Below are 16,149 nucleotides of genomic sequence, written 5' to 3' on the forward strand. Positions count from 1 at the left end.
AAATTATACAAAGGAAATGATAGCAAGGGGGTAATGGAATGTCGAATTTGATTGCTTCTGTAGATGTAGCAAACACTCTCAACAAATGGTATTTACATATTAAAAAGAGAGAAGTTTCACAAGCAGTAGAGTTGAGGGATGAGATTCAAGATATGTTAGGCGAAATGGAAGAAAATCAAGATGTTTTACTCTATTTCAATATTCTTGATTACAGGTTTAAGGTGCTTATGGAAGATTTAGTTGGGCAACCAACCATAACAGAAAGTGAAAGAGTCAAAACAGATGACATGCTAAGGTTTTACTTTTATCTTTTTAAAGGTATGTATGAGAGTGCAAAGAATAACTATTCAGAAGCTCTAGTCCTATTCAGAGTAGCTGAGAGACAACTGGACAAGGTACATGATGAAATTGAAAAGGCCGAATTCCATTATAAAATTGGTACACTCTACTATTTCAATAAGGTCACGCTCCTTTCTCACCATCATCTACAAACAGCAAAGGACATCTACAAGGGTCATGAAGGCTACAGCATACAGACCATAAACTGTAATATGTTGTTGGCACTGAATTTGATTGATGATGGTAGACTAGACAAAGCTGAAAAAATGCTTTTGGATTGTGTTGAGAGACTAATTGAAAAGAATGATAAGAGATTGTTAGCGTTAGCTTATTATGATCTAGGATTTCTAAAAATTCAGGATGACCACCATATAGAAGCAATTGAATATTTCAACAAAGCAATTTCCGCAGATGATCTAAAACAGTCAGCTCCCGTTTCATACTTACAATGTGCGTATGAATTTGCAAGATCAAGCTATAAATCAAATCAGTTGGATCAGGCAATAAGTTGGGTTGCTGAGGGGAAAGCCTTTTCTAAAGAACAGCAGAACACAAACTTTATTTTGAAATTCAATATCCTTGAGAAATGTTATACAACACCACAGGAAAGCTCTGAGGATATTAAGAAAGAACTAGGACTTTTGGAAGAAAGAAAAGCATATGTTGATATAGAGGCTTTAGCTCCTGATGTTGCCTCCATTTATAAGAAGTTAAATCTTTATGAAGAAAGTAACTATTTCTTGGAATTGGCTTTAAAATCTTGTACGCTTATAGGAAAGGAGGTCATATGATCATGAAAAAAGTAATGATGATGATTACTACTGCTTTGCTATTAGGTACAATTCTTGGAATGCCTGTTGTACAACAAACTCAGTCAGATGTTAAAGATGAGATAGTGTTACTTTCCTCAAGAGGTGCAGGATCATAAAAGGGATAGGGTTTTAATTCATCACTGCGAAGTATAATTGTTTAAAAAATGATAAAGTGGATTAAAGTGTCAGGCTCCTTATGGTATAAAAGAATATGCCATAATGGAGTCTTTTTTATATTAGATGCTCCATTTACTTTGATGGCAGCGTATAGAGATACTAAAAAACAAATGAATTTATTAAGCTTTTTGAAGAGGAAACTTTTAATGTCAGTTAGAGAAAATATGGGTATTACCCAATTTCACTGTATATATTTATGTGAGAGCTGTATAAAGTATGGGATTCTGAAAAGCTGAAAAAATGTATGAAGAATTTCAAGATGTTTTTATGAAGAAAGAGAAGAAAACAATTTGAGGTAAAAACAAATATAGTACATACTTTCAATTTTGTTACTTAAATCCTAAATATGGAACTGACTGTAGAATGTTGAAACTGATTGTTTTATAATTTCACGGTAACATAACTTTCTCTGGATTGTAATTAAAAGTATAAAACGTAAGTGAAAGTATATCGGAGGATTTGGATGATAAAAAAAGAAGTTTTTCAAATAATTTTGTTTACAGTCCTTTTAGCAATTTTTCTTTATCAAGGTGTACAAAGAGATTTTCCTTTTGAATATCTGATTACCTTAGTTGTGTGCTATGTTGCTGTAATAGTTTATAGAATTATAAAAGTAATGAAATATAAAAAGGAGCAAAGTACAGTTAAGTAGTTTGAGCTATTTTTGTTTGCGGTGTCCGCAATCACTATTGGGATCAGACGTTTGAGGTCATGGCTCTTTGGCATGTTGACATTTAACTTCGGAGGTGCTTTTATATGTCTATTCAAGTGAACGATGATGATGTTTTAGAGATGTGTAATATATATGCTCAAGAAACTCATCACAGAGAAGCATTGATTTTAGGAAACAGGAAGGGTCTATTGGAATTAAAAAATGCGATAGATCAGGCTTTAAAAACTGGTAGTGCTGTTGCAAATTTATACCCATCTGATTTTGAAGGGTATGAAACTTGTATTGCTCTAGTGGATGATGAAAAGCAGTTTGAGAAATTAATTACTCCTTATGTAGAGGAATATACACAAGATGATGATGCGATTGATCCAATTGATATTATTAAAGACTACGATTCCAAAAAAGAAAAACTCTTATAATAGGGTTTTTCTTTTTTTAGTGGAGTATAGTTTCACCTTTTTTAGCTTTGTGTTTACTTGGAGTAAGGGATGGAGAAAGTTATGTAGGTGTGAAAATAAATAAATGGTAAACAGAATATTACAGGGTGGCATTACAACCCCAAGTGATTTGAGATGCAAAAAATTAATAAGTGTCTTAATGATTGCTATCATAATTTGATGAAGTTGTGATGGAGTTTGAACGTGAAAGTAATCTATGTGAGTACTGCCTACCGAAGTGTAGACTATAAGAGCAACTTTGCTAAATCATTTTTGAAAGGTCTTAAAAAATATGATATCGTTGAGAAAAAATTGTTGGGGGGATGTAAATGAAACGCACATTATATATGTTGTTAGGAGCCATCATTTTAACTTATTTTACTTTGATTTTACCTTTTTCAAAAATATACAACAGTGGACTGTTTGAAGTATTGTCTTTTTGGTTAATTCTAATCTTTGTATTTTCTTATAATAATAAAAACCATACTTGAGATATTTACGATTTTTTCTTTATATGGTAGTGTGTGGGCGGAGGTGTTTGGGATGAAAATCAGGTTCATACTCATTTTACTAGCTTTCGTATTCTCATTGACAATGTTTGGGGGTATTTCAAGTGCAAAAAGTAAGGAAACTAAAGATAATACAAGCCAAGAACATTCAGTCAAACTTGAAGTTGTCAAGTCTACTACATATTATAATTCACTAGATGGAGAACGAATTGAATATAATTCTGAGAATGAAAAGCGGATTGCAAAAACAAAATTAGAGGACATAAAGAAGTATAAAAAGCTCACAGGAAAAAGTATTTCATACGAAGATGTAGGGTTGAAAGATAATGGTGATTTAGGAGAATCTGATAAAATACATACCTTATCATCTTTACCGCCAACCGATCCGGCAACAAATAGCAAACTGCTTATTTCTCAACAAGTTTTTTATAAAGGTACATCTGGAACTAATTATAAATATCAATATCATTCTTATGCCGAATGGTTTAAAAAGCCTGTTAACCATAAAAAAGATGCGTTTGCAGTAGCTTGGGATACATCTGCAGTCCCTTTATCAGGTACTTTTGAGGGGTATTGGCAGCAACAAAAGGCCGTTGCTGATGGTAAAGGTGGCCTCACACATGTAACAGAAGATAAACAACTATCAGCTGATACAGACTCATACAAAAATTATGGTCATGGAGTTATTCTTTCACCTGGCTATGGAGATACTCAATTTATAACAATGGATAGAGATGTACTTGTTCCAAAGTCTAAAAAAGGAGATCCTGCAAATATTATCACAAAATATCATCACACTTATGCAACAATAAATGGTATTTCCATTAGTGTTGGCCCAGCTTCAATAAGTTTTAGTGATAGTTGGGGAGATGATTTAGTTACAGAATATAGCTTTGTATATGGAGATAGATAAGAGAAGAGGGAAGCCCTTCTCTTTATTAGGATTCCTTATTAATTCCTATTGATAACAGCATCTCATTCAATGAGTATGTTCAAATTCTTCAAAATTGGTTAAAAAACGATAAAGTGGATTAAAGTGTCAGGCTCCTTATGGTATTCTAGTAAAAGAATATGCCATAAAAGGAGTCTTTTTTATATGAAAATATTAGATGCTCCATCTTTACTATCAGCTGTAGAACAGAGATCAAAGGCCTATCATGAGCTTCAAGAAGAAATGAAACTTGTGAAAAAAGCATTAAAAAGTGTGTCGGGCTTAGGTGATGAATTTACTGGAAAAGGTGCAGACAATATCAAATCTTTTTATGAGGATCTTGCGCTGTACACAGACACATATCTTGATTTTATCGATATGCAGAAAGCTTTTTTAGATGGGGTGAAAGGAAAGCTTGATGATGAATCATTAGGCGGGAGTACTTTTATTGATGAGCACTTTTTAGACACTCAATTGAAACAAGGGATTCAGAACAATAAAGATATGGTCAAAGAACAAAAAGAGGCACTTTCCACTATTTTTGATGATATTAGTGATTTAATTGAATTACATACTTTTTCAAGTAAAGAGGTCAATGAACATTTAGACGATGCGAACAAAAAAAGAAAAGAGACCATTGAAGTTTTACATCAAATAGACAATGATTTAAAAACGGAATACGCAAAGTCAGAAGCGGTTGAGAACCACCTCAACACTTTTTATGCAAAGATGATGGCTGCTACTGGAAAAGGAAAGAATGCGCAGCCAATGTATTATGATGCAAAAGCATTTCATGAGACAGACGTGTACAAGAACCATGATCAAATTGATGCTCAAGTAAAAGCCTATTTAAAGGTGAAAAACGAAGAAAAAGAAAAACGAAGAATCAAAGAATTGAAAGAAAAGCTCAATGATCCTTCGTGTCTATCAGAAGCGAAATACTTTGAGATTGTAGACGAGATCGGATATGAGAATCTCACATATGATCAAAAAATGTATTACAGCCAGCTTCTCCAAATCAAAGCTCAGGAAGAGGCCTCGGAGGTATTTATTGATAGTGTCAAAGGTGCTGCAGTTGGTCTATATGATGTGGCAAAAGATACAGTAGTTGGCATCTACGATCTTGTGACAGATCCTGGAGGTGCCGTTGAATCTGTCGTAACGGCTGTTTCTCATCCAATTGAAACGTCGAAAGCGATTGGAAAATCTATTTCTGATTCATTCCAAAAAGAGGTCATTGAAGGTGATGCCTACTCGAGATCACACTGGTTCGCCTATGCGACTGGTTCTCTAGCAGAAATTGTCTTTGGGTCTAAAGGGGCAGGAGCCATCACAAAAACAGGGACAACAGCGGCCAAAACAACAGTGAAGAAAGGCCTTGAACAAGGAGCAAAATCATTAGATAGAGTCTCTATTCCTGGTCTATTGCCATATTCACCAAAGTTTCAAATGGCTGGTGGACCGAAGCTCCCGTACAATGTATTTGATGGAGAAAATCTCAAAAATAAACTCCTCTCCATGGCAAAGCGTCTAGACAACAACTCAGGATACGGTACCTCTCAGACAGGCAGAAGATTACCAGCACCTAAATCACCACCGACCGTTGTCAGTTACGGAGAGCACTATGTGCGATGGAAACGCAAAAAGGTATTAAAACCGAATGTCGTTTATTCAACAAAGCAAGGTTACACCTACACAACAGATCACTATGGCCGCATTGTCAAAGTCGAAGCAAGTGATTTAAAATATGGAGAGATGAAAAGAAACCAATATGCTCAATCCAATTCAGGAAAGCCGGATCGATTACTGGATGATGATGGAGGGCATTTAATTGCATCTATTTTTAAAGGGTCTGGGGATATTGATAACCTACTTCCGATGAATTCCCAGATTAATCGTAGTGGCGGGAAATGGTATAACATGGAGCAGGAATGGTTGGCTGCACTCAAAGAGATTCCACCTAAACATGTAGAGGTAAGTATTGAGCCTATTTATCAAGGTGATTTGCTAAGACCTGATAGTTTTTTTGTGGAATATAAAGTAGGAAAAAGTTATGTTCAAGAATTTATCAAGAATCAACCTGGAGGTTAAAGATAATGGAATCAATAGAACACTATTATAAAAAGATAGCAGAATCAATTAATGAATTAATACCATATGATTGGGATAAAGTTTGGATGTATGCAGAAATCCTTGATGATTCGGCTGGAATTACATTTTGTTTCAACGAGACTAATAGTGAAGAGTATGTTTATGGACATGAAATTCCACTTAAATATAATGTAAGTAAGTCAACATACATTCATTTATTATACGAACTAAGTAAAACTTTTGAAGAATTGAAAAAAGCATATATACAAAATGATTTAGGTGCTTGGACAACAGCTACCCTACAATTAGATAAAACAGGGAAATTCTCGATTGATTATGGCTATGAAGATATTTTATCTATAGGGCTTTATGGTATCCAGAGAAGAGCCGTATGGGAGTATAAAACGTTCGGGTTTTTACCAGAAGACGAGAAAGATAAAGAAGCTGTGCTAAATTATTTGAAAAATAAAGAAGAAAATAGCAAATAGCAAATGACCCTCCAAATGAATGAAGGAGGGTTTTTGTAATATTTGTTTCATAAGAATTTCCCATTTTACCTATTTAAACCGATAAACCGTCACTTCACACTCACCAAGGACCTCTTCTATCATCTCTCGAACAACCGTCCAATCGCCACCTGCCAAGCCGCAGCCGATCCCATAAGGAATGGCGATAGAATGAAGGAGGTTCTCTTCATTTGGATTTGTCACTGTCTGTTTTAGATGTTCAAAGCAGCTGCGTAATGCGTCGTCATCTGTTTGTTTTGTTTTTCTTCCGTATCCAACTTGAGCGAATAAGTTGGCAATGGTTTTTCCGTCGTTTGTTGTGATGAGCTGGACGGAGCTTAATAAGTCATCTCCTTGTTCTGCACATAAACGTTTATAGTCTTTATACACATTTGGGTATTTGCTTTTGATTTGCTTTGCTAACCCTGCTCCCATGACACCCTTACAATTCACTTGGTGACAGATGATGTCTTCTTCTGCGTCTAAGATATTGCCTTCTACCGTTTTGATCATTTCAAGTCATCCCTTTTCAATAAAATGCAAACTTATGTTCTATTATACCAGTTTTGATGACATTATGTTTAAAAAAATGGATACGTTCATACGATCAAATTGGCAAAAACAGTCCATGACATCTAAAATAGTGAAAGATAAAGAAAAAGTAGTAAGGAGAGTCTTATGGATAAAATAGAAACAAATCGGTTAATTCTTAGACCATTTCGTGATGAAGATGCACCCGGAATGCTTGCATACTTGTCTCAACCAAGAGTGAATTGTTTTCTGGATGATCAAATCTCTACATTAGAAGAAGCGGTAGCTAAGGTGCAAAAAAGAAAAGCAGATCACTCTTATATGGCGGTTTGTTTAAAAGAAAGTCAGTTGATTATCGGTGAACTGTTTTATCTAAAAGATGAGCCGGATACGTATTCGATTGGCTGGAATTTTCATGCGTCATATGAAGGGAATGGATATGCCCGTGAAAGTGCAGAAGCTCTCTTGTCGTATCTATTTGTCAATCAAGGAGCAAGGCGCTTATATGCATATGTAGAGGATGACAATGATCGATCTCAAACATTATGCGAACGTTTAGGTATGAGGAAAGAAGGCTTCTTTCTTGAGTTTGTTTCATTTACTACAAATGAGGATGGCACACCTAAATATGAAAATACCTATCAATATGCTTTGCTGAAAAAAGAATGGGAGCAGTTTCATTCTAAATAGTGCTTTGTTTCTTGGTATCCGGATGACAATGAAGTGACAAAAATGTGAGATGATCCCTTTATTTTGTTCGCTCGATCGATGTCACGGTCTTCTTTTTTCATTTATCCTTTTCCTAAACGAAGCAAAAGGAATGAAATGAGATGCAGGAGTTTAATGAACGGGTATTTCGGTCGATTAATCAACTTAGTATGAATCACGATGTCTTAAATCCAGTTCTTATTGGATTGGCTGAATATTCAGTGATGTTCATTGCGATCATATTTTTGATCATGTGGTTTCAAAATCGGAGCAGAAGAAACAGATGGATGATGATATCTGCTGGGTTGACCTTTATCTTGGCAGAGATGTTAGGGAAAGTCGCTGGGCTCTTTTATTCCAATCAGCAGCCCTTTGCAGAATTGAATCATGTTAATCTTTTAATCGAAAAGGAAGTGAACAACTCTTTTCCGAGTGATCACACCATTTTTATTTTTTCCATTTGTATAGTCTTATGGCTTTTTCACAAGCGTCGTATTTATTGGCTTTTCATTGCCTGCGCTGTAGGATTTTCAAGGATTTGGGTAGGTGTTCATTATCCATTTGATGTGCTGGCAGGTGCTGTGATCGCTTGTTTAACGGCGGTAACGGTTGTTTATTTGCCGCTATTCCAAAAGGGCGTTAGCCTGCTTCTGTCGTGCTTTGAATGGGTGGAGCAGAAATGGGCAGGAGAGAGAACCAAATAAAATGTAAGTCCACGAAAAAACACCCCAATCTGTTATGAAATCAGATCGGGGTGTTTATTATTTTCGCCAAAATGTGGAACAATCTGCTTTGTCTTCAATGTTAAATTCAATGATTTTTTTAAGTAGAGGATAGTCAATCGGTAAGCTTTCCTTCATCCGAAACATCTTTTTTCCATGGTCATAACCAGCTTGTACAATATCTGCTGAAAAGTGATCAATCCCTTTTCCTTCTGGTGCGACAGAAATGTGGTGTTTTGCGACGCTAAATCCGATAATAAATGTGCCATGATCTGTGAACATGGGCTGATTCCAAGCAATTCTGGGCTCTAATTGAGGGAATGTGTCTGAAATCCATTGTAAGATGTCTTGCATGCGCTGTTTCAGCTCTGGATGACCGATATTGCTTACATATTCTTCAAAAACCTGCATTGTTTTCATCCTCCATATTCATCAAGCCTCAGACGGGATTCGAACCCGCACTCCTTTCGTAAGCATAGGCTAGGGGGCAACACGCTTCCCTACGGAATTTCACCGACAGGAGTTTCACCTGTCTCAGCTCATTTGCTTTTCGGTGCTTCTGAAACCCTTGCCTTGCGACCCGCTAGCTACAATTGTTTTACGGCGCTCTTCCCTTCTAGAGCTACTGAGGCACGGAAGTTCTTGTTCATATTATATAGAGAAACTTGAAAAATGAAAAGCTATGCTCATCATCTAATCCAATCGCACAAAATAGTCAAAGGCACATATGATAAAAGACCATATAGTTATGTATACAGCATGGAATTGGGCTGATTGAAAGTGACAAACCTGTTGATGAGTAAACTAAAAGAGATAAACAATCAAACAAAATTAGAAGGCTTTACTCACAAACGTTCGATGAGTTCTCCCTTTTTGCTCACCATGGAAGATGGGGAACCTTTTTACTCATGGGTGTTTTTTGAAAGAAGTGTGTTTAAGACTTGCTATTTTTCTTTGAGCTCTATCAATGAAAAGCAGAATTGTGTGCTGTTGGAACTTCTTGTACCGTGCTGCAATAGATCAACATGCTGTCAAAAAGTTTTGTATCGATCCAGTTCGAAAATTCTTGTAGATCTTTCTTTTTTATGTGGAATGATTGAAGTAGAGCTTCCTGTATATGATGCGCTTATTTTAAAGAATATAGAATCTCACCACATCTTTCTTTGTTTTTCCACAACGCCCAGTTCGGTGGAAGTATGGCGGAATGGAACAAAATTTCTCAATACGGCAACTGTTGTGTTGCATCATCAAGATCATCAGGATGTACCAGTCGCAATTAGGATTCAAACTGGTACATTTTGTTATGATCTTCTTGTCCAAAAAGGAGAAAGTCGTGCGATTACTGTGAAAGATGTGAAATTTATCTTGAAATCTCCATCAACTGAAAGTGTGCAAGCACGATTAGACATGCAAATCAACATGGTGCAAAGAAGAAAAATAAAGCTTTGAAGCTGTGATAATCGCACAATCTTCAAAGGTCAATGGATCATAGTCTATCAAGACTAGGTTGAAGGAGGGTTAAAATGGCTATTTTAGGCGGATGTAGTAATGAACAAGCGGGCTTTGTAAATGATGCAGTATGCTTCACACTTGATTTAGCAGCAGCAGCTGATGCAGTTGTCGTCTGGACAGATGGAACACCTTATGTCATAAACGGAACCATCATGGTGGAAAACAATGGGATTGTGGCTGTAGCACCTACCGTGGCTTTAGAGGTAAACGGTACAGCTGTTCCTGATTTCACGGTACCGCCAGGAGAGAGTCGATCCATTACGCTCAGTGATCTGAACTCGATTGGGATTTTAGCTACTGGTGGAACCTCGACTGGAAGTATTGTCGTTTCGTTTTCTCTCAATTATCAGTATTAGTGTGTGTGTCTTGAAGATTCCACAGTTTGAAAGTAGTGTGAGACATGTGCGCCCAACTTAATATGTGTGGAGGAATAACCGGTCCAACGGGAGCCACGGGTTCAACGGGAGTAACTGGCCCGACTGGAGCCACGGGTTCAACGGGAGTAACTGGCCCGACTGGAGCCACGGGTTCAACGGGAGTAACTGGCCCAACGGGAGCCACGGGTTCAACGGGAGTAACTGGCCCAACGGGAGCCACGGGTTCAACGGGAATAACTGGTCCAACAGGAATAACCGGCTCAACGGGAGTAACCGGTCCAACCGGCCCGACTGGAGCCACGGGTTCAACGGGAATAACTGGTCCAACAGGAATAACCGGCTCAACGGGAGTAACTGGCCCAACCGGAGCCACGGGTTCAACGGGAGTAACTGGCCCAACGGGAGTCACGGGTTCAACAGGAGTAACTGGCCCAACTGGTGCAACGGGCTCAACAGGAGTAACTGGTCCAACGGGAGCCACGGGTCCAACAGGAATAACCGGCTCAACGGGAGCCACGGGTCCAACAGGAATAACCGGCTCAACGGGAGCCACGGGTTCAACAGGAGTAACCGGCCCAACCGGAGCCACGGGTTCAACAGGAATAACCGGCCCGACTGGAGCCACGGGTTCAACCGGTGCAACGGGCACAACTGGTGCCACAGGTCCAACAGGAGTAACTGGTCCAACCGGAGCCACAGGTGACACAGGTCCAACCGGTACTAGTTTAACAACTAACTCGATGTACGCATCCAATACGTCGGGAAGTACGGTGCTGGTTGTTTTGGGCGGAACGGCAGTGACGCTGCCTAATAACCAAAGTTTAGATGGATTTACCGTAAGTGGTGGTAATACGGTGTTTACTGTACCTGTTTCAGGACGATATTTCATCACGTATCAAGTAAATACAAACGCTGCACTTCTGGCAGGAACAAGAGTAATTAACAACGGAACCCCCATAGCAGGGTCTATTTTAACACCTGCTTTATCTACATCTACCTACAATGTATCTCTCATTACAACACTTGCAGCAGGGAATCAAATTTCTCTTCAAATATTCGGTTTAGTCGCAACCGTAGTATTACTTGGCGGGGGATCTGTTGGAGCGGCATTAACCATTATCAGATTGGAATAAATCCAAAAAGCCCAATAAGGGCTTTTTTTCAATTCAACCGTGTCCTTTAATAGAAAAAAGACGGATTTTTTAGTGTATGCATCATTGACTAGGAGAAAGAAACGCAATAACAAAGGAATCGGTTATTGAAGATTCAAGTGATTCATATTAAAATGATGTCAAATGGACGAATTAGCAATTGCTAATAGAAGTTCCATATTTAGTGAAATCATGTGGTGTAGCTGAAGGTGATTGGGGGTGTAGAATGAGCAAAGTTCCTGTGGCGGAATTGGCATCACTATTAAATGACTGGAACATGGAAATCAAAAAAGATCATGCAGATGAGGCAGAACGGCTATTTGCTAAAGCGAAACAAGCAGTAGAGGAAATTGATGATGCTGACATCCTCATGTATTATTCTCTTCTTGAGAAAAGGCATCATATTCTGATGTACAATTTAAGAGGGCAAAAAGGCAATGTTTCAACGAAAAGTAAAGAAGGCCATTATGGGAAAAAAGATGATGATTTGTCTAATCGCCTTGCTTACTATTTTGATTTTTATGAGGGTGTGTATGAACAGCATCAGGGGAATTATGAGGTTGCATTACAGATGTATCAAAGTGCGGAAAAGCTCTTAGATAAAATTCCAAGTGAAATCGAACGCGCTGATTTCGATTTTAAGGTCGCGTGGCTTTACTATCGCCTGAGTCATATCATGCTTTCATTAAGTTATATTCGCAGGGCTCTACACGTCTATAAACGTCACAAGCACTATGAAAGAAGAACTGCACTTTCATATTCTCTTATTGCAGCCAACCTTACAGAGATTGGCAGGTACGAAGAAGCGCTTGAGAATTATCGTTTGGCGGAAGAGGTGTTGACGAGCGAACAGGATGATTTTATGCTGGCTCAGCACCATCATAATGTCGCCATTTTATATTCATTTTGGAATAAACCGAAAGAATCTATACGACATCTTGAAAAAGCATTGTCTCATCAAGAGTATTATGATTCAGATTTCTTTTTCCATTCTACGTATCTGATCAGCCGGGAACTCTGTGTGATTGGTGAAAAGCAGCGTGCAAGTCAGTATATAGATGCTGCATATGCCCGAATGAAAGAAGCTTCTCATGAAGTGTTTCAGCTCAAAATAGGCATCGTACATGATCTTTACTTAACGAATGTGCCACAAAGATTTCAGCAAATTAATGAGAAATTAAGAAAGTTAGAAGAAAAGAATGAATATCATGAAGTGAAAGAGCTTTCTCACTTTGCTGCAAAGTATTGTGAAAAGCAAGCACTTTATGAGCAGTCTGTTTTTTACTTGAATAAAAGTTTAGAAGCGGATTTACATATGAAAAGAATGGGGTTGATATAAGATGAAAACAGGATTAAAAGTATTATTCGTTGTGGGTTTAGCGGTCGCTGCGGCTGTTTTAACTGAAAATGTAGCGGGTTCTTTCGAAGTAGCAGAAAAAATCATTGGTGGTTAATCACCCAATCATTTCTCGCCCTTGTTGATGATGATCAGCAAGGGTTTTTTATATGTGTGAAAATAGGCTCTTCTTATTAAACGCTGCAAGAACGTTTAATAAGAAGAATTCGCAACAAAGGGGGTGTGCAAATTTGTTACCTGCTCCATTATTCTAAATAAATATAGGGCAGAGCAACAAGTTAAAAAGGTCACCTTTCTTTGCTTAATTTAATTTTTTGCAGGACTTTTCATTCAAATTTCATCAAATTGGTCTATAGTACATAGAAATTGTTACAAAAGTGGGAACACCGCTCCATTTGTCACGCATATGATGAGATGAAGTGTAAGTTGAAGGCAGGTGATTGTATGGATCCTCGGGTATATGGAGGCTTTCATGGCGGCGGTTTTAGCGGAGGTGCAGTGGGCCCTCATATTGGCTTTGGCGGGTATTATGTGAGCCCTGGCGTATTCTCGGGCTTAGGAGGTTACCCTGGATATGGAGGGTTCGGGACGTTTTCTGGATATTCTCCATATGGCTCCACATTCATTATGGGGCGTCCTCCTGGTTTTTATGTAAGAAGTTATTAATGTTTTATCACAGTGGTTGAAATAGCCATCTAAGATTGGCTATTTCAATTGGTGAAAGTGCTTAAATGTAGCTGTGATCACGATAACCCCTAGGATGCAAATAGGCAGCCAAATGATGATAAACGGATCGTACGCATCTGTGTATGCTGCTAAAGCAGCTCCTAGGCAGTAAAAGACAATAGAACCGATTCGCAGCAAGCTCACATGTTGAATAGGGGCTTTTCTTTTTTCCCGATTTGATAAGCGCTGCGCCAAATCTTCAAATAAGTTAGCAAGTGTACTCGTTAAAACTGTTGTAGAAATGCCAGCGACATTTAATTTGCGTGCGGCCGCCGTTTGCATGCCCATCGCCATACTTAAAAGGATAATCAGCATAAAATAAGCACCTTGCGTATAAGGAAAAATGGTCATAAGAGCAAATAGAAGCAAGATGATGACTTCTATGATAAAGATGCGTGTAACGGCTTTTGGCCAAAATGTTTTTTCTTGTTTTCCACCTATGACAACAGCTAGTAAAACACCTAGAACAAATCCGCTAAGTGCCGTGATGGAATGAAGAGCGGTTAACTGCAATGAACTGCCTGCTGCAATGCCAAGCAGTACAATATTTCCCGTCATATTTGCTGTAAACACATGCCCCAGGCTTAAATAGCCAATAACATCCACTATTCCTGCGGTAAGACATAAGAACATCAGGGCAATGTTTCGTATTGAGTGTGCGGTCAAAATAGTCATCCCTTTCTTCCTATCTAATGAATAAGTGTAACGCTTAATGACCGCGTATGTCCATTTTATGAGCTGGTAACATGTCCTGCAGCTGATATAAAACTTGTCGAAAAGAATCATCATTCACATGGTGCCTCATTTTCCGGAATGGATCGCCTTTTTCCTTTAGACGTTTCATAACAGCCGGCATCGTAAATAAAGAAGGGTGACAGTCTTCGCTATTTAATTCTTCCCATTCAATCGGTGTTGCAACAAGTCCGAGCTCGTTTCCTCTCGGGGAATACGGGGCGATGATTGTTTTTCCAGCATCATGTTGAAGGTAGTCTAAATATAAACGGTTGCCGCGGTTTTTCTTTAGACGCTCTAGCGTAAACAGCTCGGGTGCTTGTTCGCATAAAAATTGGCAGATGAACGCAGTGAATTGTCTAGTTTGTTCATATGTGAAGGCATTTTTCTTCAATGGGATATAAACTTGTAGCCCTTTCCCACCACTTGTTTTAATAAATGCGGTGAGAAAGAGTCCATCTAAAATGGCCTTGATTCGTTTGGCTGCTTCTATTGCTAGGTGAAACTCTTTAACAGAAGGCGGATCTAAATCAAATACAATTTCTACAGGCCGATCTGTATCTCTCGTTTCAAAAGGAATATGAAATTCCATCGCCAGCTGGTTACCAAGCCAAAGCAACGTATTAGGATCATTACAGATTGTGTAAGACATATCGTGCGCTTGATCTGTCTCAACAAAATCAGGCGCATAATCGGGCGTTGCCTTTTGATAAAAAGATTCTCCACCAGTGCCATGAGGAAAGCGTATTAACGTAAGACGTCTTTCACGTAAAAAGGGCAATAAATAGGGAGCGGCTTGCCTCAAATAAAGTAAGTAATCTGCCTTTGTGATATGAAGGGCAGGTACAACCGGTTTCTCTGGGTGGGTGACGTCAATCAAAGCTGGGAGCGGATAAAGCTGTTTGAGCATGTGTTGAAAGGTACACGTTGCTGGATCTGCAGCGAATAAAAACGAAGAAAACCGGGGCTCTCGTAAGGCTGATCCATCAAAAGAGATACAGGCAATCTTTGCGACAATGGATGGTGGGATTTCATAATGTGATGCTCCAGTCATTTGACCTTTGGTTAGAAATAAGGTGCGCAGGGTTTGTTCTTCTTCTTTAGAAAAACCATGCTTAAATTGGACAACCTCTAAGAGATTCGTTTCTTGATAAAGACATCCTTGAAAATAGCCATTGTCTTTATCAAAACGAGTCACGATGACAGATACATACCGCCAATTTTTGATTTTGAGCCATTCTTTCGAGCGGGTATGCTCCTGCCATTTACTCATTTTCTTTTTAGCAACTAATCCTTCCGCTAAATAGGTCAGCATGATTTTTTTCATGTCATCAGGGCTGCTATCGGTTTGGATGATTTGAAGAAGAGAGGGGTGATTCAGCTGAACGGAGGGAGGAAGATTTGCAGCTTGGAACACCTCATGCAGCTCAGCTTTTCTTTCAATCAGCGGTAAATCAACGAGGGATTTCCCTTTGCATCTCAATAGATCAAATGCAATCAAATGACATGGAAACCGCTTAGCCTGGCGTTGAATGGTTTCTGTGTTTTTCAGGCGGCCTCTTTGCTGAACTTTAGTAAAGTCGCTTTCTTGTTCACTCAGTAAAAAGACCAATTCTCCATCTAGGGTCAGCGGTAAAATAGGTGCAAGCTGCTTTGTTAGTTGCTGGCACTGCTCAATGACTTCAGGAAATTGTTTGTTTAATCGTTTTCCCGCTCTGCTCTCTAAATGGATGGCGTCTTTTTCCCAAATAAGAATGGCCCTGAAGCCGTCATATTTTAATTCATACAGCCAGTCTGCTCCAACAGGAATACCATGTGCAGACGTTAAACGCATCGGTTTCATTGTGTTTTTCACTTC

17 protein-coding genes are annotated in these 16,149 nt (G+C 38.6%); 13 read left to right on the forward strand and 4 right to left on the reverse strand.

From position 1 onward, the window contains the following. The first annotated feature begins 38 nt into the window (after nt 1-38). The 6 genes from NSQ11_RS08780 (at nt 39) to NSQ11_RS08805 (ending at nt 6,457) form a co-directional block, all read left to right on the forward strand. Nucleotides 39-1,130 (forward strand): Rap family tetratricopeptide repeat protein, encoded by a 1,092-nt coding sequence (locus NSQ11_RS08780; protein WP_035700873.1) that lies wholly within the window; start codon nt 39-41, stop codon nt 1,128-1,130. 2 nt (nt 1,131-1,132) lie between these two features. Continuing rightward, a complete protein-coding gene (locus NSQ11_RS08785; protein WP_255201816.1) occupies nt 1,133-1,267 on the forward strand; it encodes a hypothetical protein in 135 nt (44 codons plus the stop codon). 817 nt (nt 1,268-2,084) lie between these two features. Then, a complete protein-coding gene (locus NSQ11_RS08790) occupies nt 2,085-2,420 on the forward strand; it encodes a hypothetical protein (protein WP_008343962.1) in 336 nt (111 codons plus the stop codon). 561 nt (nt 2,421-2,981) lie between these two features. Further along, the gene (locus NSQ11_RS08795; RefSeq protein ID WP_008343961.1) at nt 2,982-3,860 is read left to right on the forward strand and encodes a hypothetical protein; all 879 of its coding nucleotides are present in this window, start codon (nt 2,982-2,984) and stop codon (nt 3,858-3,860) included. A gap of 183 nt (nt 3,861-4,043) precedes the next feature. Then, on the forward strand, nt 4,044-5,969 hold the full coding sequence (locus NSQ11_RS08800; protein WP_008343960.1) for a T7SS effector LXG polymorphic toxin: 1,926 nt from the start codon (nt 4,044-4,046) through the stop codon (nt 5,967-5,969). A 5-nt stretch (nt 5,970-5,974) separates the two neighbouring features. Beyond that, on the forward strand, nt 5,975-6,457 hold the full coding sequence (locus NSQ11_RS08805) for a TIGR01741 family protein (RefSeq protein WP_008343959.1): 483 nt from the start codon (nt 5,975-5,977) through the stop codon (nt 6,455-6,457). Nucleotides 6,458-6,526: 69 nt separating this feature from the next. Here NSQ11_RS08805 and NSQ11_RS08810 read toward each other — a convergent pair whose 3' ends face one another. Further along, entirely contained in the window at nt 6,527-6,988 is a 462-nt protein-coding gene (locus NSQ11_RS08810) for a macro domain-containing protein (protein ID WP_135008858.1), read from the reverse strand. A 165-nt stretch (nt 6,989-7,153) separates the two neighbouring features. On the opposite strand from NSQ11_RS08810, the gene NSQ11_RS08815 reads away from it, so the two are divergent. Beyond that, a complete protein-coding gene (locus tag NSQ11_RS08815; RefSeq protein WP_035391969.1) occupies nt 7,154-7,696 on the forward strand; it encodes a GNAT family N-acetyltransferase in 543 nt (180 codons plus the stop codon). 140 nt (nt 7,697-7,836) lie between these two features. Then, nucleotides 7,837-8,418, forward strand: a complete 582-nt coding sequence (locus NSQ11_RS08820; protein ID WP_008343955.1) for an undecaprenyl-diphosphatase — start codon at nt 7,837-7,839, stop codon at nt 8,416-8,418. 57 nt (nt 8,419-8,475) lie between these two features. Here NSQ11_RS08820 and NSQ11_RS08825 read toward each other — a convergent pair whose 3' ends face one another. Continuing rightward, entirely contained in the window at nt 8,476-8,847 is a 372-nt protein-coding gene (locus tag NSQ11_RS08825; protein ID WP_008343954.1) for an iron chaperone, read from the reverse strand. A 384-nt stretch (nt 8,848-9,231) separates the two neighbouring features. Between NSQ11_RS08825 and NSQ11_RS08830 the strand changes: the two genes are divergently transcribed. From NSQ11_RS08830 to NSQ11_RS08850, 5 genes are all read left to right on the forward strand, one after another. Continuing rightward, nucleotides 9,232-9,885: a CotZ-related putative spore coat protein gene (locus tag NSQ11_RS08830; RefSeq protein WP_035392640.1), complete on the forward strand. Its 654-nt coding sequence runs from the start codon at nt 9,232-9,234 to the stop codon at nt 9,883-9,885. Nucleotides 9,886-9,959: 74 nt separating this feature from the next. Continuing rightward, the gene (locus tag NSQ11_RS08835) at nt 9,960-10,304 is read left to right on the forward strand and encodes an S-Ena type endospore appendage (protein ID WP_008343952.1); all 345 of its coding nucleotides are present in this window, start codon (nt 9,960-9,962) and stop codon (nt 10,302-10,304) included. A 44-nt stretch (nt 10,305-10,348) separates the two neighbouring features. Beyond that, a complete protein-coding gene (locus NSQ11_RS08840; protein WP_342501334.1) occupies nt 10,349-11,458 on the forward strand; it encodes a collagen-like protein in 1,110 nt (369 codons plus the stop codon). 244 nt (nt 11,459-11,702) lie between these two features. Next, nucleotides 11,703-12,815 carry a tetratricopeptide repeat protein gene (locus tag NSQ11_RS08845; RefSeq protein WP_035391960.1) on the forward strand — a complete coding sequence of 371 codons (1,113 nt, stop codon included), beginning with the start codon at nt 11,703-11,705 and terminating at the stop codon, nt 12,813-12,815. Nucleotides 12,816-13,277: 462 nt separating this feature from the next. Next, nucleotides 13,278-13,499, forward strand: a complete 222-nt coding sequence (locus NSQ11_RS08850; RefSeq protein WP_008343948.1) for a hypothetical protein — start codon at nt 13,278-13,280, stop codon at nt 13,497-13,499. 39 nt (nt 13,500-13,538) lie between these two features. Here NSQ11_RS08850 and NSQ11_RS08855 read toward each other — a convergent pair whose 3' ends face one another. Both NSQ11_RS08855 and NSQ11_RS08860 read right to left on the reverse strand, forming a co-directional pair. After that, complete coding sequence (locus NSQ11_RS08855; protein WP_008343947.1) at nt 13,539-14,234, reverse strand: YoaK family protein; 696 nt, start codon at nt 14,232-14,234, stop codon at nt 13,539-13,541. 34 nt (nt 14,235-14,268) lie between these two features. Further along, on the reverse strand, nt 14,269-16,134 hold the full coding sequence (locus tag NSQ11_RS08860) for a DNA ligase D (protein WP_057079497.1): 1,866 nt from the start codon (nt 16,132-16,134) through the stop codon (nt 14,269-14,271). Nucleotides 16,135-16,149: the final 15 nt, after the last annotated feature.

It is taken from the genome of Bacillus sp. FSL W7-1582, assembly GCF_038593325.1.
GTDB classification, from domain to species: Bacteria; Bacillota; Bacilli; order Bacillales; family Bacillaceae; genus Bacillus; species Bacillus altitudinis.